Here is a 19,331-nt window from a genome sequence, read left to right as displayed (position 1 = left end):
ATGAAACATATAATTAATGCGCAAAGTGGAAAAGCGGTGCACTTAAAAAAAGGAGACATACTTACAGTTATCGACCCGCAAGGGATGCAAGTAAGCGATATGGTTCTTTTTAATGCTCGAGACGTTAAAGAGAAACTTTCGTCTGGAAAAACACTAGATTTTGAAGCCTCCATATTACTTACAACGGGAAATTATTTATGGAGTAATCGCTCTAATAAAATGATGAAGATTCTTGAAGATACTAATGGTAGAAACGATTTTTTATTAGCACCGTGTAGTAAGGAAACTTTTGAAATTATGTATAATAACCCAGACGATCATCCCAGTTGTTTAGCGAATTTAACTACTAATTTAGAGCCTTATGGCATTGTACAGGACGATATTCCAACGGCATTTAATATTTTTATGAATGTACAGTTTACCAATACGGGTAAACTTTCAGTGCTTCCACCAACATCTCAGGCAGGAGATTATGTAAAGTTCGAAGCGCAAATGGATGTATTGGTGTGCTTAACGGCATGTTCTGCAGAAGATAGTAATGGCGGAACCTTTAAACCCATTCATTTTAAAGTTGAACCTCAACAGTAACGTAGATTTATAAATAAGCTTAAAAAAGGTAGTGCCTAAGATTTTGATATTTCAAGTTCTTAGGCATTTTTTATCTTAATAGTGTTCAATAAAAAATCCTAATCTACCAAGGACGTCTTAGTAGATTAGGATTCTTTTTATAAGTGTAAGTATAAAGCCCCATAGGACTTAATACCATATTAATTTTCGATATTTTGATGCTGTAACTCCTTTTTATTTTGTACAAATTTATAGGTTAAATATCCTAATTGTAAAGCTACAAATGCAATCTTCATTTTGTCATTTTTAAATAACGTAGAGGCTGCACCAATTAATGTTGTTGGATTCATATGTTCAGTTTTAATGGTTATATAATTAGTATGTTTTCATTTTGTCTTTACGTTTACGTAATTGACGTTCAAGCTCGTTAATAGATTCCGATACGGCATCTGTAAAATTATCATGACTAGCTTCTGCGAATAGGCGAGGACCAGGCAGACTTAGTCTTATATTACATATTTTTCCAGTTTCATCAGAAGTCGTGTTTTCAGTTTTAAAGAATACATCGGCACGAATTACCATTTCGAATTTCTCTCCTAACTTTTCTAGCTTTTCTTTGGCTACGGTTTCAAGAGCTTCGCTTGCTTGTACATCGTGATATTCAAATATAATTTGCATAAGATTTTTGTTTTAAATTAAAGTGCGTACTATCTATTACAATTTACCATCCAATTGATACCGTATTTATCGGTACAACGTCCAAAATGTCCCCATTCACGTTCTCCAAAATTGTGGTGTACTTGCCCAGAATCAGATAAAGTTTTAAAGAGTTGTTCAGCCTCTTCAGGCGATTTTAAGTCCACACTCATATGTATTTTGTTCCCGTGATTTAATGGCGTGTCTGGTGCCGCATCGTAGGCCATAATATGAATGCCTTTTCCTTTTAATTCGGCATGCTGAAGTTTTTTACGATACGAACTTGGAATGTCAATCTCGCGGTCTTCGTACGTTTGTTTGTTTTTAATTTCTGCGTTAAAAATTTCGCTATAAAAGTTTAATGCCTCCTGGCAATTTCCATTAAAGGCTAAATATGCTTGTACATTCATGATTTTATGTTTTTTAATTTTTAACTAAATTATGAAGTTACTTGCGGTGTGCTTGACCCAAAACATTATAGTTTTAGCTTATATCGTTTTGTCTGTCATATGCGATATTTTTCAAACTCTTTTCCAAGAGTTTTAATATGTTGTCTTTTAATTTGCTGTTTTATAAGGCGTTGTAAGTCTGTGTTAAAATAAATTGATATATTTAGAACATCAAGCGTAAGCTGTAAGATGATATGGCCATGCAGATTTCAGTTATGAAAAAGGAAAGCTAGCCATTTCAATCAACTAAATCGATCTCACGTCCCAATAGATACCTCATTTATCATCCTCATGTTTTGGATTGTCTCACTGTGTTGCACTTGCTACAGCACAGATAAAAGGTGTATACTCCGTTATATGCAAAGACTATTGAAATCCTCTTAAAATGAAATATTGTAATGACTTAAATGTTAGAATTAAAACATATAAAAAGAGATGTAAATTGATATTAACAACCAAAACACGATAATTATGAATGCAAAGTTTTTAGGATTATGCTTGTTGGTATGTATGTTTTCTTGCAAAGACAACAACACAAGCAAAGTAGTCGTGGATCGCGACATTAAGGAATATACCATCGAACAATTTATGGATAACGAAGTGGTAAGTGGTGGAAGTTTTTCATCGGATAACAGTACTGTACTCGTATCTAGTAATCGTTCCGGAATTTATAATGCGTATACAATACCCGTAAAAGGCGGTGAACCAACAGCAATTACCTCATCGGATAGTACGTCTGTTAGAGCTGTTTCTTATTTTCCAGAAGATGATAGAATGTTATTAACTGCCGATGGTAATGGCGATGAGATTGATCATATTTTTGTTAGAGAAGTAGACGGAACCATTAAAAATATTACTCCAGAAAAAGGCGCTAAAGCCATGTTCTACGGTTGGTCTGAAGATGATAAGTATTTGTATTTTGAATCTAATAAAAGAAACCCACGTTATTTTGATGTATATAAAATGTCTGTTGCAGATTATACTTCCGAAATGATTTATCAAGATGATAGCGGACTCACTTTATCGGGAATGTCTACAGATGAGAATTATTTTGCCTTAAGCAAATCTTTAAATACAAACGATAGCGACCTGTTTCTATACGATGTAAAAACCAAAGCAACCACCAAAATAAACGACAACCTAAGTAATAATGCGTCTGAAGCTTTTTCTAAAGATAATTCAACTTTATTTTATACTACAGATGATGGTTCTGAATTTAGCTACCTTATGTCTTATAATTTAGAGACACAGCAGAAGACTAAAGTCCTTGAAAAATCTTGGGATATTTCTGGAGCAGGTATAACTTCTAACGGAACCTATATGGTGGTTTATGTTAATGATGACGGTAAAAATGTGATAGACGTTTTTGATGCCAAAACCATGACTCCAATAGATTTACCTGATTTTGGTGATAAAAGTATTACTAGTGTTATGTTTAGCGAAGACGAATCGTGGATGCGTATGTATGTTGGAGGTTCTAATGCTCCGTCAGATTTATATACTTACAATTTAAAAACTAAAGAACAATATAAACTAACTCATGTGCTTAATGATGCTATCAATGCAGCCGATTTAGTAACAGCCAAAGTGGTGCGTTACAAATCGTTCGACGGTACCGTTATTCCTGCAATTTATTATCTGCCGCATCAAGCCGCTGTAACACATAAAGTACCCGCAATGGTTTGGGTACATGGTGGTCCTGGCGGACAAACACGACAAGGATTTAGTTCTTTAATTCAGTATATGGTTAATCATGGTTATGCTGTTTTAGCGGTAAATAATCGTGGTAGTAGCGGTTACGGAAAAACCTTTTTCCAAATGGATGATTTAAACCATGGTGAAAAAGATTTACAAGATTGTGTAGAAGGTAAAAACTGGTTGGCAACTCAACCTGAAATTGATGCCGATAAAATAGGAATTATTGGTGGTTCTTACGGTGGGTATATGACCATGGCTGCACTTACCTATACTCCAGAAGCATTCGATGTTGGTGTCAATCTTTTTGGAGTCACCAATTGGATTCGTACACTTAAAAGTATTCCGCCGTATTGGGAATCGTTTCGAACGTCTCTTTATCTGGAACTCGGAGATCCGTTTTCTGCCGACTCCACACGTTTAAAGCGCATCTCGCCATTGTTTCACACCGATAAAGTAACCAAACCTTTAATTGTATTACAAGGGGCTCAAGATCCTAGAGTGTTACAAGTAGAGTCTGATGAAATTGTAGAGAATGTTAGAAAAAACGGTGTGCCCGTAGAATATGTATTGTTTGAAGATGAAGGCCATGGTTTTGTGAAAAAAGAAAACCAAATTGAATCGTATAGTCGAATTCTTAAATTTTTAGATAAATACCTTAAAAAGGAAACCGAAACTGTAAATGAAAACCCGGCATTAAAAGAAACCGAAAATATCTAATAAGCATACAATTGTTGTGGTATAAATGAAGACGCCATAGGTAGAAATTTACCTATGGCGGCTTTTATATTAATGTATGGTATCTGTCTATTTAAATAGAATTTGTAAATGATTTCACTACACTTTCACTTGAGTTAATACTATATAGAAACAGCTTTGCTTTGTATTACATGGATTTATAATTATTAATGATAATATTTTCTGCTTTTAAATCGAACATTAAATTATATAGGCCGAAGAATGTACGGTTCATATAAATAAAATGTTTAGAACCTCGGTTACCATTCATTTTTCGTAATTCGGTGTTTTTAGAATACTTTTCTCCTAAAGCAGCGATGTTACCAAAGAATTCAGGGTCAGAAAAATCGAAAGTCTCTTCATGTAAGGGTTGTGTAAATAAAGAAAGCATTTCATGAAACATGGCTGTGAAAAATGTGATTTCTTCGTCGGTATCATCTGCTCTTAAAATTTCAAGCTCGTATAATTTTGCCTTAAAAAGCGTTTCATTATTTATGTGCTCTTGTTGTGCCAATTCAAAATAAGGCACGTAAAAATCTTCAGGAATCTGTTTCATACATCCAAAATCTAAGGCGATAAGTTCACCGTCTTTAGACACTAGAAAATTCCCTGGATGCGGATCGGCATGAACATTTTTTAACACGTGAATCTGATACATATAAAAATCCCAAAGCGCTTGACCCAATTGATTAGATATGCTTGGATCTGTATTATGTGCCGTGAATTCAGAAAGGTGTTCGCCTACCATATAATCCATTGTAATAATACGGTTAGAAGACCATTGCTCGTAATATCTCGGAAACTTTAAGTTTGGAATATGGGCACAAGCTTTAACAATAGCCTGACTTTGCTTCACTTCTAGAATATAATCGGTTTCCTCTATCAGTTTGTTTTCTATCTCTTTAAAATACTTATCAGAGCCTTCTCCTTTAATGTTAAACATGCTCATGGCAATGGGTTTTACCATAGCCAAATCGGATGAAATACTTTCTGAAACTCCAGGATATTGGATTTTAACAGCCAACTTTTTGCCGTCTTTTTCTGCAAGATGTACTTGCCCAATACTCGCAGCATTTACAGACGTAGAATTAAACGAATCGAATAACTCGTTCGGTGTTTTTCCAAAATAAGTTTTAAAGGTTTTTATAACCAAAGGAGGTGAAAGCGGAGGTACAGAAAACTGTGCTAACGAAAATTTCTCAACATAAGCCTGAGGCATTATGCTTTTTTCCATACTTAACATTTGCGCTACTTTTAAAGCACTACCTTTAAGTTGTTTTAGCCCATCGTAAATATCGGCAGCATTATTTTCGTTAAGTTTCTCTTTTGCTTCAAGTTCGGTTTTTGTTAATTTATCGCCATAATATTTAAGGTAATTAACACCAACTTTAGCACCCGTACTTACCATTTTAGAGGCACGCTGAATTTTGGAAACAGGAATTTTATTTATTGTTTTCATAGTTTACCGTAGTTAGATGTTAACCTTTTCTTTAAAAAGAAATTTCCCGAAGTCGATCATACTTTTTATAGGGGCCACATTTAAAATATCGAAACTTGTATTAATAGACTTCTCAATAAACACATCGGTTTTTTCGAAACTCGGAGAGGTGTCATCCATCCAAAATTTCAGGGTTAACATAAATTGTACCCAAGCACTCTCTTTTAAACTTTGTTGTTGAAATTTATCGAGTTGTGCTTGTTGGGTTTCAATAAGGTCGATACCTAATTGAGAGATATAAGTCGTGAATTGGTGTTTTAACGCAGCAAGAACTTTTAAGTTTTTTAAACTGTTTTTATGCTGATTTAAAGCGTAAATCACAAAGCTTCTATTGGCTGTTAAAAGTTCGAAAAACGTAAAGTAAAAGCTTAGTAATTTATTTCGTGCATCGAAGTTATGATAATCTTCACTCTGATTAAGAAGTTCGGATGTATTGTTGTAAAACACTTCAAATACATGCGATTCTATTGCATCGAATGATCCGAAAAACTCATAGAATTTTTGTTCATCAAACTGATTCGCCTTTGCAAAAGCATAAACGGTTTTTGGACGCTCGTTATGTTCTAAAACGTAATCCATATATAAAGACATGATGTCGTGTGCTGTAATTGTTTTCTTTTTCGGCATAATTTGAATGTAAATAAGTATACATAGTTAAAATGTATTCTAAAAATACGATGATATTTAAAATCTTAGATTGATTCTAAGTGTTTTAACGCTTTTTTGTGAAGATATTAACGAAAATTCGGAAGCGTTAATCATTCCCAATCATAAGTTCAGAGATGCAGGTCGTGAGTGTCGTTAAAATAAATGTTGTAATTAAGGTGTTGGCAATCAATAGTAATTTTGGTAATGGTATGTAACTGCAATTAAACATAATTCATCATTATGCTCTATAAATTGTTTCAAATCAAATACACTCTGATTCTATTTTATGTCTCTATAAGGTCTCGTCTTTTATTTCGCTTCCTGCATAGGTGTGGTTTTTATCACGATATATCCAACCGTTTTTTCTTTAGGACCAAAGCTTTCTATATCTACACCTTCCATTTTAATACCCCAACAATACACGTGGTTTTTATCTCTAGCATATTGGTCGTAATCATAAAGTCTGAAGCTTTCCACATCTGCACCACAAATTTTTTTACCACTATAATACACATATTGGTCGTTTTTCGCATAAGCTTTAGTCGGACTGTCAAGTACTTTAAATGTAGCTCTGGTGGCATCCTCAATTAAAATGCCATCGTAAATCACTTGGTTGTCAAAATATAAATAATCGCTATCTGTGCCGTCAATACGCTCAAAATCCTCATAGCTAAATGTATGAAGTGTATTTACTTCTTTCTGATTTTGCCATGCCACATAATCATATATATACCTTGCATCTGCCACATAGCGGTCGTTTATAATTTTCAAAGTTTTAGCATCTATATTGCACGGGAGTATTTCAGAAGACGTTCGTATATACACCTGATTAATATCTTTACAAAAGTTCGTATTTATAGGCGTAAAACTTTCATAATCTACAGCAATCGTTCTATAGTTATAGAACCAGTTTTTTGCATCTTTTCCCCAGTCCCAATCGTCTAACCGTTCAAAGGTTTCTGGATCAGCACCTGCAACAATAAATAACTGATCATCTGTTTTTAAAGTGTCTTGAATGTCATAAGATACCATTTCAAGAGGGATATACACATGGTTCGTATCGTATGCTATAGCTTCTCCAGCTCTGAAAGTTGAGCGGTCCACCTCGGCATCTATAATGTAATCCTTATAAAACACATGGTCTTTATCTTTGGCAAACTCACGCGCTAAAGGTTCAAACGATGCGACATCGGCATCTACTTTACTGTTTCCTAATTCGAACCAATTTCCCATCCGACTATAGCGTATCTCTTTCCCAGATTTAGAGTAATAATAATTATCGGAAATTGTTTTGTCAACAGCACCAGAAAACGGACTGCAAGCGTGTCCTATAAAAGAGGTTATGGCTAAAACCAATACGCCAATTGGTGACCTCTTGGAACGCGTAATATTTTTAATAATACTGTTTAATAGCATAATGGCAATGATTGCAGAAATGTAGGGATGATTAGTAATAAATTGCATCCTACGAATATATGTAATCTATTTAAAAAATGTGTTTAGCCGCTTTAATTTGGATGAGGTTTAGATCGTGAAGCGTTGTGTTGTAAAATTGAACTCTTCTAAATATAAATGAGTAGCGCATTTAAAAGTGTTTAAAAATCAAGCCTCGTAAAGTCTCTAAAAAAGTCTATTTTAGAGGTTTATTGATATGCTGAATCTTACATGTCGTGGCTTTAATTAGTATTAAATTTATAACAGTAGACAATAAGGTTGAAGGTGTTTTGCTGTATCTACTAAAACTTAAAAGGATGAAGTTCGTTTTTTTAAGTGTTCCAATGTCAATTAGTATGTTTTTGAAAAATCTAGATTGCGTATCTTACCAATTTAGTTGTGTTAGCGTTCGCTTAAAATCACTCAAGTAATGATGCAGTAGTTGAAAGAAATATTGTAAATGATGGCATTGATTATTGTAAGAAGTACATTTTTAGAAATTAAATTAAAAGATTGATAATGATAGGTTCAAATTTTTATGTAGTAAGGTTAAGTATTATACTGTTGCTCTCAGCTGTTTGGGGGTTAAATGCTCAGACAACATTAAATAAACCCAATATTGTTTTTATTGTATGCGACGATTTAGGTTATGGCGATGTACAAAGTTTGGCACCGAAAACCAGTAAGATTAAAACACCACATATAGATACTTTAACCGAGCAGGGTATGGTCTTTACAGATGCACACTCCGGATCGTCGGTGTGTACACCAACACGTTATGGTATTATGACGGGACGTTATAGTTGGCGCACGGCATTACAAAAAGGCGTGGTACAAGGGTATGCTCCAAATTTAATTAAAGAACATCGCCCTACAATTGCCGATTTTCTAAGAAGTCAAGGTTATCACACGGCTCTAATAGGAAAATGGCATCTTAATTTTCAGTACTTAGATTCCGTTTCAAAGACACCTTTAGTAAAGCAGTCAAAAACATATTTACCTCCTATAGGATCTTTAATCCCAGATGGACCTACTGCTAGAGGTTTCGATTATTATCATGGGTTCCATCATGCAAGAGATATGAAAGTTGTAATCGAAAATGATAAAGTTATTCTTCATGACGACGTAATTAATATGTTACCGCGTTTAACAACTCACTCTGTAGATTATATTAAAAAGCAAGCTCAAAACACAGACGGCAATCCATTTTTCTTATATGTACCTTTAGGTTCTCCGCATGCACCTATAGTGCCTTCAAAAGCGTGGCAAGGTAAGAGTGGGCTGGGAGATTATGCAGATTTTGTAATGCAAACAGATGCGACAGTAGGAGCGATAACACAAGCACTTGATGAAAGTGGATTATCAGAAAATACATTGATGATATTCACTAGTGATAATGGTGCCTCTAAGGTTGCTAATATTCCCGCATTAGAAGCCCAAGGCCATTATGTAAGCGCAGGATATCGCGGGTCAAAATCCGATTTATGGGATGGCGGTCATCGTGTGCCATTTATTGTAAAATGGCCAGGTCGGGTAGATGCCGGATCAATAAGCGATCAGTTAATATGTCTAACGGATATATTTGCGACTTTTTCAGAAATCACTCAGGTGGCGCTTCCTAGTGAAAGTAGCGAAGACAGTGTGAGTTTCTTACCTGCATTATATGGCGAGGACATAATAAGTAGCAGAGCAGGTGTAATTCACCATTCCATTTCCGGGCATTTTGCATACAGATTAGGGAAATGGAAGTTGTTGTTAGCTAGAGGTTCTGGCGGTTGGACATCACCAAACGAAAAAGAATCTATATACATGCCTATTGCGCAGTTATATAATCTAGAAATAGACCCAGCCGAAATACATAATGTTTATGAAACACGTCCTGAAATTGCTGAAAAACTGTTGAAACAATTAGAATTAGATATTAAAACCGGACGAAGTACTACAGGTGTGTTTTCTGAAAATGATATAGACGATATTATTCTATGGAAAACAGAAACAGACTTAAAGTCTGAACACTAAAGTCTAAATCCTTTATTTATCCAGCACCTTTTTAAATGAACATAGACCAAATTCTCGACACCATATATCCGCTTCCAGAAACGTCGAAAGCGACACTTAAAGCGTGTATTTCTGAAGTTAATTATGCTAAAGGTCATATATTATTACATGCCGATAAAGTGGAACCTAAACTCTATTTTATAAAACAAGGCATAGTGCGGGCTTATGCCAATGCAGTCGATAACGAAATTACGTTTTGGTTCGGAAAAGAAGGCGATACGGCCATTTCTATGAAAAGTTATGTCGCTAAGCAGAAAGGCTACGAAGATATCGAGCTGTTAGAAGATTGCGAATTGTACGAACTAAGAACTCAAGACTTGCAAGCGCTTTTCGAGAAAGACATCCATATCGCAAATTGGGGAAGACGTTTTGCAGAGCAGGAACTTATAAAAACTGAAGAACGCTTAATTTTTAGACAATTCCGTTCGGCTAAAGAGCGCTATCTCGAACTTTTAGAACATCATCCCGATTTAATGCAGCGGGTGCAATTGGGGCATATTGCTTCTTATTTAGGTATCACACAAGTGAGTCTAAGTCGTATTCGTGCAGACGTTAAATAGGCTGTGTTTTTTATCATTTGTTAAATTTTACTTCGTTTCCATTTCTCAATTTTGCCAAAAAAATAAAGTTATGAATTGGATTATTTTAGTCATTGCTGGATTATTCGAAGTGGTGTTTGCATTCTGTTTGGGAAAAGCCAAAGTGGCCACTGGAAACGAGATGTATCTATGGTATATGGCGTTTCTTATCACTTGTGGCATTAGTATGGGACTTCTAATTAAAGCCACTCAAGTTTTACCTATCGGAACGGCTTATGCGGTCTGGACAGGCATTGGGGCGGTAGGCACTGTTTTAGTTGGCATCTTCGTATTTAAAGAACCCGCAACGTTTTTAAGACTATTTTTTATTACTACTTTAGTCTGCTCGATTGTAGGCTTAAAAGCCGTATCGCAATAACTCGTAGGGAAGTGGTAGTACAACGCCGTGAATACGATATAAATGATTTAAAATCGCATGGAAAAAATAGCAGTAATTGGTGGCTTAGGGGCATTGTCTGGAGCAGATTTGTTTTTTAAACTGTTGAAAAATAAAACCGCATTAAAAAATCAGGAACACTATCACTTTATGTTCGAACAGCAACCGTATAGTCAGATAGCTTCTGCTTTGTTTACCGAGCAAGATATCAAGTCTAGGAAGTTTTACACCTTTAATTTATGTCAGAATTTCGAACAAAAAGCCGTGTCTAAAATCCTGATGCCATGTTTTGCGAGTCATTCATTTATCGAAGAATTGCAAAAGGAAACGTCTATTACTATTGTTAATATTTTTGATGCCATCTCCAATTATCTGAGTTTAAAACATGAGAAAGGCACTAAAATTGGGGTACTGACGTCTAGTTTTGTAAAAGAATCAGACTTGTTATACACCTATTTTAAAGATTACGAACTGGTATTTCCCGAAAACCAGAGTCAGTTAATGGATGCCATTTATGGCGAATCGGGTATAAAAAACGGCTATTTAGATGGTTTGCCATTAGAGTATGTGTACGACGCCTGTATGGAACTCAAAGCCAAAGATTGCGAGGTGATTTTACCTTGTATTACCGAAATCTCGTTATTAGTCAATTCGCTTAGAGCGCGAGGTGTTTCTATTATAGATGTAAATGCAGTGTATGCCGATTATGCGTTAGCGAAAGATAACATGCCACAACTCAAACCGTTTAAATTAGGTATTGTTGGCGGTGTTGGTCCATCGGCAACAGTCGATTTTATGAATAAAATCATTCAAAGTACCCCAGCTACAAAGGATCAAGACCACATTAAAATGATTGTGGAGCAAAATCCGCAAATTCCCGATAGAACAGCCAATTTAATTCAGAATGAGACCGATCCTACTTTGGCGTTATTCTCAACCTGTAAAAAGTTAGAAGTCGCAGGGTCTCATGCTATAGCCATACCGTGTAATACCGCTCATGCTTTTGTAAAAGAAATACAAGAACACCTTAATGTGCCTATTGTTAACATGATTACAACCACCGCCGAATATATTTTAGAACATTTTGGAGCGGGCACAAACGTCGGACTCTTAGCTACGAGTGGCACCATCCAGAGTCAGGTATATTATAACGTCTTAACGCATTACGGACTTCAAGTAGTGGTTCCAGATGTTATACATCAGGATTATGTTATGGACAGTATTTATGGCGCATTAGGCGTAAAGGCGGGCTATACCGACGGCCATTGTAAAACTGAAATTCTTAAAGGCGTGTCGCACCTTATCGAAAATAAAGCTGAGGTTATTATTCTAGGATGCACAGAATTACCTCTCATGTTCCCACAAACCCAAACAGTAAACCAAAACGATCTTGAGATCGCGTTACTTGATCCGACTTTAATTTTAGCCAAGAAAGTGGTGGAGTTGGCTAAGGCTAGTGTATAAAAACATTCTTGTTTGCGGTTTTTCGTATTTGTAATTTTTATGTTTTGAATGTGTTTCAGAATCTCATTAAGCAAAAAAGCCAATCTTTATAAGGCCCTGAATCACGTTCAGATTGACTAAACCCTAATATTACATTTCACTACACACTTAAAAAGCAAACGCTTTTTAAGATTTTCATTTCTCTAAGGTCTATAAAATCAATATATTTAGAGGTGCATAACTTGTTTCTAAAAACCTTGAATACGAACCTGCGTTCTATTCTAAATACAGCACCCTAATGCATGCAAAACTAACTATACCACATGAAGAAATTCTTACTATTCGCATGCGTATTGCTCACCATAGCGTGCCAATCTCATGCCCAAAAAACAATTCAAGGTCATAAATGGGAAACCGTCGATATTACGTTTATCGCAAAAGGCCATATTGCTAAACCTTTTCAAGTCGATTTATCTGCTACATTTCAAGCACCTGATGGTTCACAACTAACCGTACCGGGCTTTTACAACGATAATAACACATGGGTGGTGCGTTTCAATCCGAATCAAGAGGGGACGTGGACGTCCGTAAGTACGTCGTCAATCAAAAAGCTAAATGGTGTTACACATATAATCGAAGTGTCTCCTGCACATGCAGACGTTCACGGCGGTATTACCGTGAGTAAAACAGATCCGCAGAAACTTGTATACGAAGACGGTTCACCTTATAATTTGGTGGCGAACGAGGTCGATTGGTTGTTCGCTCTAGATTATGGTAACCCCAATCTTACCAAGACAAAGACTTTAGTGGAAGCGATTTCTGCCAATGGATACAATCAAATTATAATGAATGTTTACGCTTACGATTTAGATTGGACACAGAGCGAGAACATCGACCCTAAATGGGACTTCGGGTCTAAAAAAGAGATTTTTCCTTTTCTAGGCGATAACGAAAACCCAGATTATTCGGCCTTAAATGTGGAGTTCTTTAAGCATTATGATCGTGTGATTGATTTACTAGAAGACCATGGCATTTCTGCGCATATCATGATTTATGTGTGGAATAAAATGGTGAACTGGCCGGAAGCAAATTCGGAGGCCGACAATATGTATTTCGACTATGTAGTAAAACGGTATCAGGCAAAAAGTAATGTGGTTTGGGACATCTCTAAAGAAGCCCTGCGTTATGGTTACGACGACCCCAATTACATTACCGAGCGTATAGACCGACTAAAAGCATTAGATGCGTATAAGCGATTAGTTACGGTTCACGATTTCGAGTATTGCGAGGCGAATCCGGATAAGGTCGATATCATTTCTGCGCAATTCTGGCACTCCGATATTTATAGTAAAATGCTGAATTTAAAAGCAGAATACCCTAATAAACCCATTATAAATCTTGAAAATGGAGCGTATGAAGCCTGTCAGTACGATATTTTTCTAGACAGTAATTATAGCGATCCCATTTCTGCTATCGAGCGCAATTATCAATGTGCTTTTGCAGGCACGTATACCAGTTATTATTGGCAAGGGATGGCGTGGAATGTAGTTATTTACGATCCGTTTGCCGATGAGGTTACTGTGCAACCTAAATTTGAATATTACAAACACTTTCAAGCGTTTCTAGACAAAGTTAACTTTGAAAAACTTCAACCTACCAATCGCTACAATTCTAGTGGCTATTGTTTAGCAAATACTGAGGATGGCGAATTTGTATACTACATGCCAAAAGCCAACAGTGCGCTTGCTGTAAAAGGATTGCCAAAAGCCGAGAAATTAGAAATTCAATGGTTTAATCCGCTTACCGGAATTTATACCGAGCCGTATCAAGTCGACTTTAAAAGTTGGTTGGTTGTAAACCCTAAATTTAAAGGCGTAGACAATGTCTTCATTGTGAAACTCATCAACCGAAAACAATAATACAAACATCATTACAAACAACTATCTATGAAAACTATTTTAAAACCAACCCTTTTGGCTACTGCCGTAATTTTACTTTGTATAACTCTGACCTCTTGGAATTCCAATCCGCCCAAAGCCGACACTTGGGAACACCTCCTAGATTTAGAACTGAGCAATTGGGACGCGTTTGTTGGTGCTCCGCATCACACCGTAGCTATTGAAGGGTACGAAAAAGGGAATGGTATGGACGAAGGCACGCCCTTAGGATTAAACAACGATCCGTTAAACGTGTTTACCACAGTAGAACTGGATGGCGAACCCGTGCTAAAAGTTTCGGGAGAAATATATGGGGCAGTCACCAGCAAAAAGGAATACGAAAACTACCATTTAAGTTTGATGTTTAAGTGGGGCGAAAAGAAATACGAACCGCGTTTAGACAAGCCTATGGATAGCGGTGTGTTGTATCATGCTATTGGCGAAGAGGGCGCGTTTTGGAACTGTTGGATGCAGTCTCAAGAATTTCAGATTCAAGAAGAAGATTGTGGCGATTATTATACCATAGCGGGTACTGGAGCCGATATTAGAGCCATTAAGAAAGAAAACCCAAATTCAGATTGGGATATTTTTATCTACAATCCAAATAGCGATTATAAGCAGTTTAAGACAGGTGAAGACGGCCGTTGTAGAAAAAGTGAGAACTACGGAAAATTAGAAGGGTGGAATCAGATTGATTTGGTGTGCTTGGGCGATAAAGCCTATCATATTGTAAACGGCAAAGTAGTATTGGTCATGGAAAACTCGGTGACTTACAATGAGAACGATGTTGCTAAACCATTAACCAAAGGAAAAATCCAATTGCAGAGTGAAGGCGCAGAAATCTATTATAAAGACATTAAAATCAGGTCGGTTACTGCATTACCCACTGAATTTGCTAAGCAATTGTAAGTATACGTAAAACATACTTTGGCAAGAAAAGTCTATAACGATTCTTTTTTCCAAAGTATGTCGTTTGTAGGACGACATCCAATAGATGTCTACTTCAAATAAAAACGGATAGGCTTTAGGCACGGTGGATTGTAATTTGCTAGTTCATTTAATTCTTAGTTTTTTATTTTTAAGAGTGATTCGGGTAAGCCCACAGCTTTGTATTGCGATAATATAAGCTCTTATAATGCGGTTAACTTAGTGATGTGTTCTGGAATTTTAGCAATAGTATTGTGCTTACTAATTAAATACTTAAATTATGCCTGAATTTACAGCATACAACAGTTCTATCAATTAAAACTAAAATAAAAAACCTTTTACATATGAATTTAATACCAACGGAATCCGTAGGAAGCGTACCACGTCCTAAAGCATTACAAGAGGCTATGACTGCCTTTTCTCAAGGTAATTTATCTGAAACCGAAATGAATAAGCACTTCGATGCTGTGGTTAAGGATACCATAAGCCGTATGGAACAAACCGGATCGCCTATAGTTTCTGATGGCGAACAAACCAAAACCAGTTTTGTAACGTATCCGTTAGATGGGCTTACCAATTTAGCTTCAGATGGGATTTTAATTCCATTTGAAGATGGACATGCCCGTCAATTACCCCGAATAACTTCTGGTCCGTTTCACTATTCAACATATGCTGGGAGTTATTTGCCAAGAGCAAAAAAGTTTGCTACACGCCCTTTAAAACAAGCGGTGATTTCGGCTTCAGCTATGAGTTTATTGTATCCGCAAGACGGGATTGCTAACTATTCGCAAGAACAATTTATCACAGACCTTGTCAATCAATCGGCAGCCGATATTAGAAGTTGTTTCGATAATGGTGCTCTTCATGTGCAAGTCGATTTTACCGAAGCACGTTTGGCTATTAAATTAGATCCCTCTAAAGCCCTTTTAAAACAGTTCATCGATTTAAACAATCAGGTATTAACCCGCTTTACTGCCGAAGAGCGTCAGCGAATCGGATTTCATACGTGTCCTGGCGGCGATCACGATAGTACCCATAGTGCCGATGTCGATTACACCGAACTGATTCCACTGTTTTTAACCTTAAACTCGGGGAACTTTTATATGCAAATGGCCAACGAGCAAAACCCAGCAAAAGCCTTAAAACATATAGGTGAAAACATTCGTCCGAATCAACGGGTTTATGTGGGAGTTATAGATGTGATAAATGCAGAAATCGAAACACCAGAACAAGTTTATGAGCGTATTATGACGGCTGCAGAATATATTCCTGTAAACCAATTAGGAACGACAGACGATTGTGGATTCTCACCTTTTAGCGACGATTTAGCCACTAGTAGAGATACCGCTTTCGCTAAAATCACCGCACGTGTAGAAGGGACAAGAATGGCATCAGAGAAGTTGAAATTGTAAGTGTTGCTATTCAACGGGCTATGTTTTACAGCGTGTAATGGTCGGTTTAAATCATATACTTTTCATAAATAAAAGCAGGAGATGCAAGCTATGGTTGAATTAGATTTACCTTTGAATATTCAATGTAAATACTACAATTAACAATCACGTCCATGAATATATTAGAGCAAGAAATGATTTTGCCAAATGGGGCTGTCCTAAGTAATAGGATTGCTAAATCTGCAATGAGTGAAAACTTATCGAACAAACATCAGGAGCCTACTGCGGTTCTTATAGATGCTTATAAAGTATGGGCTCAAGGTGGCGCTGGATTGCTAATTACCGGTAACATTATGATTGATCCTAACGCCGTTGGAGAACCTCGAAATGTGGTTGTTCAAGACCGTAAAAACATGGATCTGCTTAAACAGTGGGCAGAAAGTGTAAAAGGGACTAAAACACAATTGTGGGCGCAATTAAATCATCCTGGGCGTCAAGCTATGGAGCAAATTAATGGGGTGTTAAAAGCACCTTCTGCAGTCGCTTTAAAAACGAGAGGTCGAAAAGATGCCACAAAAAAAATACCTGAAGCCTTAACCGAAAAAGAAATTCTAGACATTATTGAAGGCTTTGCAAACACCTCGGCTATTTTAAAAGACGCTGGATTCTCTGGTGTTCAGATTCATGGTGCACATGGCTATTTGGTGAGTCAGTTTTTATCGCCTCAAGCCAATATAAGAACCGATAAATGGGGAGGAAGTTTAGAAAATAGAGCCCGATTTGTTGTTGAGGTGTATAACGCCATAAGAGCCCGTGTTGGAAAGGATTTTCCTATTGGGATTAAATTAAATTCCGCGGACTTTCAGAAAGGAGGCTTTACTGAAGAAGAATCTATGGAAGTGGTTAAAATCTTGTCGGCAGCAGGCATGGACCTGATTGAAATTTCAGGTGGAACTTACGAAGCTCCGGCCATGATGGGAAAACAAAAAGAGAGTACTAAACAGCGCGAAGCTTACTTTATGGATTACATCGAAAAGGTAAGACAGGTCACTACAACGCCTTTAATGCTAACGGGAGGATTCCGTACAACGTCGGTAATGCAAGATGCTGTAGCCTCTAATCAATTAGATATTATTGGTGTGGCGCGTCCGTTTGCCGTGTTTCCAAATATGGGGAATGACATTATTAATAATAGCCGTTCTAATTTTAATACAGACATTAAAAAAACGGGTGTAAAAGGTATCGATGGTTCTATGAATATTATTTGGTACGAAACCCAAATTAAGCGTCTCGGACAAGGGAAACAACCTAACCCGAATTTAAGTGCATGGTCGGTGTTTCTTAATTATGCGTGGTTAATTATAGAGCAAAAACTAAAAAGTAAAACAAAATAGATTACAGATAGAAGGGAAGTACAGCTGTCTGTCTTCAAAAGTTTTAGATTTAAGCATACAAGGTCAAGGTATTGATGTTGTATGTTTTTTTATTATTAATCATGTTGCTAACCAATCGTTATGAGAACCTGAATCCAGTTCAAGTTGACGAAACCCTAAACATTCCATTCAGGTTTAATAATAATATTATTGTTGTTCACTAAAAACGCCCTTTCCAGACCTATCGAAAGTTTATCGTAAAATCTGAAGTGAAGCCACCGTAAAATTTCAAGTTGTTTGCGAAGTGTTAGAGTCTGTCATTCTGAATTTATTTCAGAATCTTATCAAAGTGCTAACCAATCGTTATGAGAACCTGAATCCAGTTCAGGTTGACGAAACCCTAAACATTCCATTCAGGTTTAATAATAATATTATTGTTGTTCACTAAAAACGCCCTTTCCAGACCTATCGAAAGTTTATCGTAAAATCTGAAGTGAAGCCACCGTAAAATTACAGACTGTTTGCGAAGTATTAGTCTCCGTCATTCTGAATTCATTTCAGAATCTCCTAAAGTCGAAATAAAACAGAGAAGAATATAGTTTCTATAGTCTATGTAGAATTAAATAAATACTTTTAGTCCATAAATATAAAAATCTCCAACATATGTTAAGCCATAGAAATGGTGGTTATATTGCGCATGTTGTCTATTAAATTATAAGTCTATATGAATGTAGGTAAGAGTCTGTTTGTTAATGTTTTAAAAAATGTATTTGTATCCGTATTTGTGTCTCTCATAATTACAGCATGTAGTACAGACGACGACACTTCACTACAGTCTTATACGCTTGAAGATTTAGAAGTTATGCATAACAACAGTTCCAAAACTTGGCGACTACAAGCTTATTACAGAAATTACGATACGAACTTAAGTGAGCAAAACGATTGCTTGGTAGATGATATCTATACGTTTAAACCAGCAGGAGAAGTTGACGTGATTAGTGGTACGGAGAGCTGTTATTATGGCGGTTCAGAAATTGCCGAAGCACAGTATACATTTTACGAAGAAAGTGGCAGTGTGTTTTTTACAATGATTCGTGGGAAGATTACAGAGGATATTACGAGTTCTACATCCTTTTCTTTAAAATTAACGGACCTAAGTGCTAATCGGATGGTGTTTTCAGCAAGTGATTCATTAGATAATGCTTCGGCCTTAGTTTTCGTAGCAGACTAATAACAATAACACAATACCTAATACGGTATAAAGTTGTGCTTTAGAACTGATAAGCATACACAATCAAGCTGTTGATTGTGTATGCTTTTTTTTATGCGGATACACTTCAGAAAACATAAGTCCAGTAACCTCTAAATTTCAACTTAAAAAGCACCATTTTTAGTCTTCTGTTTTTCTAGCTTATATTAATTAGATATCTTTAGTTGATTAAGTGGAACTGCTTGCATTTAAGACATTTTTAGTGATTAGTTGTTACTAAAAGGGGCTGTGC

The 19,331-nt window shown here is 36.4% G+C and carries 17 protein-coding genes; 11 read left to right on the top strand and 6 right to left on the bottom strand.

What is annotated here, in order from left to right; all coding sequences use genetic code 11:
* Complete coding sequence (locus tag BN863_RS09185; protein ID WP_038529797.1) at positions 1–588, top strand: DUF1989 domain-containing protein; 588 nt, start codon at positions 1–3, stop codon at positions 586–588.
* 179 nt (positions 589–767) lie between these two features.
* On the opposite strand, the gene BN863_RS18465 is transcribed toward BN863_RS09185, so the two are convergent.
* The 3 genes from BN863_RS18465 to BN863_RS09175 are packed head-to-tail and all read right to left on the bottom strand — an operon-like array spanning position 768 to position 1,673.
* Entirely contained in the window at positions 768–917 is a 150-nt protein-coding gene (locus BN863_RS18465) for a hypothetical protein (protein ID WP_158408989.1), read from the bottom strand.
* Between the two features lie 25 nt (positions 918–942).
* Positions 943–1,245, bottom strand: coding sequence for a ribosome hibernation-promoting factor, HPF/YfiA family (gene hpf / locus BN863_RS09180; RefSeq protein ID WP_038529795.1), 303 nt, complete (start codon positions 1,243–1,245; stop codon positions 943–945).
* Between the two features lie 29 nt (positions 1,246–1,274).
* Positions 1,275–1,673, bottom strand: coding sequence for a VOC family protein (locus BN863_RS09175; protein WP_038529793.1), 399 nt, complete (start codon positions 1,671–1,673; stop codon positions 1,275–1,277).
* Between the two features lie 510 nt (positions 1,674–2,183).
* On the opposite strand from BN863_RS09175, the gene BN863_RS09170 reads away from it, so the two are divergent.
* A complete protein-coding gene (locus BN863_RS09170) occupies positions 2,184–4,127 on the top strand; it encodes a S9 family peptidase (RefSeq protein ID WP_038529790.1) in 1,944 nt (647 codons plus the stop codon).
* A 166-nt stretch (positions 4,128–4,293) separates the two neighbouring features.
* On the opposite strand, the gene BN863_RS09165 is transcribed toward BN863_RS09170, so the two are convergent.
* The 3 genes from BN863_RS09165 to BN863_RS09155 form a co-directional block, all read right to left on the bottom strand.
* Complete coding sequence (locus BN863_RS09165; RefSeq protein ID WP_038529788.1) at positions 4,294–5,604, bottom strand: ABC1 kinase family protein; 1,311 nt, start codon at positions 5,602–5,604, stop codon at positions 4,294–4,296.
* A gap of 12 nt (positions 5,605–5,616) precedes the next feature.
* Entirely contained in the window at positions 5,617–6,270 is a 654-nt protein-coding gene (locus BN863_RS09160; RefSeq protein WP_038529785.1) for a TetR family transcriptional regulator C-terminal domain-containing protein, read from the bottom strand.
* A gap of 330 nt (positions 6,271–6,600) precedes the next feature.
* Positions 6,601–7,755, bottom strand: a complete 1,155-nt coding sequence (locus BN863_RS09155) for a DKNYY domain-containing protein (protein ID WP_038529782.1) — start codon at positions 7,753–7,755, stop codon at positions 6,601–6,603.
* Between the two features lie 489 nt (positions 7,756–8,244).
* Between BN863_RS09155 and BN863_RS09150 the strand changes: the two genes are divergently transcribed.
* The 9 genes from BN863_RS09150 (at position 8,245) to BN863_RS09110 (ending at position 19,060) form a co-directional block, all read left to right on the top strand.
* Positions 8,245–9,744, top strand: a complete 1,500-nt coding sequence (locus BN863_RS09150) for a sulfatase family protein (protein ID WP_038529779.1) — start codon at positions 8,245–8,247, stop codon at positions 9,742–9,744.
* Between the two features lie 35 nt (positions 9,745–9,779).
* The gene (locus tag BN863_RS09145; protein ID WP_038529777.1) at positions 9,780–10,343 is read left to right on the top strand and encodes a Crp/Fnr family transcriptional regulator; all 564 of its coding nucleotides are present in this window, start codon (positions 9,780–9,782) and stop codon (positions 10,341–10,343) included.
* Between the two features lie 70 nt (positions 10,344–10,413).
* Complete coding sequence (locus tag BN863_RS09140) at positions 10,414–10,740, top strand: DMT family transporter (RefSeq protein WP_038529774.1); 327 nt, start codon at positions 10,414–10,416, stop codon at positions 10,738–10,740.
* Positions 10,741–10,797: 57 nt separating this feature from the next.
* Positions 10,798–12,222 (top strand): cysteate racemase, encoded by a 1,425-nt coding sequence (locus BN863_RS09135; protein WP_038529772.1) that lies wholly within the window; start codon positions 10,798–10,800, stop codon positions 12,220–12,222.
* 302 nt (positions 12,223–12,524) lie between these two features.
* On the top strand, positions 12,525–14,120 hold the full coding sequence (locus tag BN863_RS09130) for a DUF5060 domain-containing protein (protein WP_084817506.1): 1,596 nt from the start codon (positions 12,525–12,527) through the stop codon (positions 14,118–14,120).
* A gap of 27 nt (positions 14,121–14,147) precedes the next feature.
* Complete coding sequence (locus BN863_RS09125; RefSeq protein WP_038529769.1) at positions 14,148–15,047, top strand: 3-keto-disaccharide hydrolase; 900 nt, start codon at positions 14,148–14,150, stop codon at positions 15,045–15,047.
* A gap of 362 nt (positions 15,048–15,409) precedes the next feature.
* A complete protein-coding gene (locus BN863_RS09120; protein ID WP_038529768.1) occupies positions 15,410–16,477 on the top strand; it encodes a uroporphyrinogen decarboxylase/cobalamine-independent methonine synthase family protein in 1,068 nt (355 codons plus the stop codon).
* Between the two features lie 152 nt (positions 16,478–16,629).
* The gene (locus BN863_RS09115) at positions 16,630–17,850 is read left to right on the top strand and encodes an NADH:flavin oxidoreductase/NADH oxidase family protein (RefSeq protein ID WP_038529767.1); all 1,221 of its coding nucleotides are present in this window, start codon (positions 16,630–16,632) and stop codon (positions 17,848–17,850) included.
* A 703-nt stretch (positions 17,851–18,553) separates the two neighbouring features.
* Positions 18,554–19,060 (top strand): hypothetical protein, encoded by a 507-nt coding sequence (locus BN863_RS09110; protein WP_038529765.1) that lies wholly within the window; start codon positions 18,554–18,556, stop codon positions 19,058–19,060.
* Positions 19,061–19,331 lie beyond the last annotated feature (271 nt).

Source organism: Formosa agariphila KMM 3901, from assembly GCF_000723205.1.
In the GTDB taxonomy this organism is placed as follows: domain Bacteria; phylum Bacteroidota; class Bacteroidia; order Flavobacteriales; family Flavobacteriaceae; genus Formosa; species Formosa agariphila.
This window is presented reverse-complemented; position numbering and strand designations above follow the sequence as displayed.

Excerpts from the sequence above, each read along its gene's own strand:
- BN863_RS18465 (WP_158408989.1), bottom strand. The coding sequence starts at position 917 with ATGAATCCAACAACATTAATTGGTGCAGCCTCTACGTTATTTAAAAAT.
- BN863_RS09165 (WP_038529788.1), bottom strand. The coding sequence starts at position 5,604 with ATGAAAACAATAAATAAAATTCCTGTTTCCAAAATTCAGCGTGCCTCT.
- BN863_RS09185 (WP_038529797.1), top strand. The coding sequence starts at position 1 with ATGAAACATATAATTAATGCGCAAAGTGGAAAAGCGGTGCACTTAAAA.
- BN863_RS09140 (WP_038529774.1), top strand. The coding sequence starts at position 10,414 with ATGAATTGGATTATTTTAGTCATTGCTGGATTATTCGAAGTGGTGTTT.
- BN863_RS09145 (WP_038529777.1), top strand. The coding sequence starts at position 9,780 with ATGAACATAGACCAAATTCTCGACACCATATATCCGCTTCCAGAAACG.
- BN863_RS09115 (WP_038529767.1), top strand. The coding sequence starts at position 16,630 with ATGAATATATTAGAGCAAGAAATGATTTTGCCAAATGGGGCTGTCCTA.
- BN863_RS09110 (WP_038529765.1), top strand. The coding sequence starts at position 18,554 with ATGAATGTAGGTAAGAGTCTGTTTGTTAATGTTTTAAAAAATGTATTT.
- BN863_RS09125 (WP_038529769.1), top strand. The coding sequence starts at position 14,148 with ATGAAAACTATTTTAAAACCAACCCTTTTGGCTACTGCCGTAATTTTA.
- BN863_RS09130 (WP_084817506.1), top strand. The coding sequence starts at position 12,525 with ATGAAGAAATTCTTACTATTCGCATGCGTATTGCTCACCATAGCGTGC.
- BN863_RS09175 (WP_038529793.1), bottom strand. The coding sequence starts at position 1,673 with ATGAATGTACAAGCATATTTAGCCTTTAATGGAAATTGCCAGGAGGCA.
- BN863_RS09120 (WP_038529768.1), top strand. The coding sequence starts at position 15,410 with ATGAATTTAATACCAACGGAATCCGTAGGAAGCGTACCACGTCCTAAA.
- BN863_RS09135 (WP_038529772.1), top strand. The coding sequence starts at position 10,798 with ATGGAAAAAATAGCAGTAATTGGTGGCTTAGGGGCATTGTCTGGAGCA.
- BN863_RS09155 (WP_038529782.1), bottom strand. The coding sequence starts at position 7,755 with ATGCAATTTATTACTAATCATCCCTACATTTCTGCAATCATTGCCATT.
- BN863_RS09160 (WP_038529785.1), bottom strand. The coding sequence starts at position 6,270 with ATGCCGAAAAAGAAAACAATTACAGCACACGACATCATGTCTTTATAT.
- BN863_RS09170 (WP_038529790.1), top strand. The coding sequence starts at position 2,184 with ATGAATGCAAAGTTTTTAGGATTATGCTTGTTGGTATGTATGTTTTCT.
- hpf (WP_038529795.1), bottom strand. The coding sequence starts at position 1,245 with ATGCAAATTATATTTGAATATCACGATGTACAAGCAAGCGAAGCTCTT.
- BN863_RS09150 (WP_038529779.1), top strand. The coding sequence starts at position 8,245 with ATGATAGGTTCAAATTTTTATGTAGTAAGGTTAAGTATTATACTGTTG.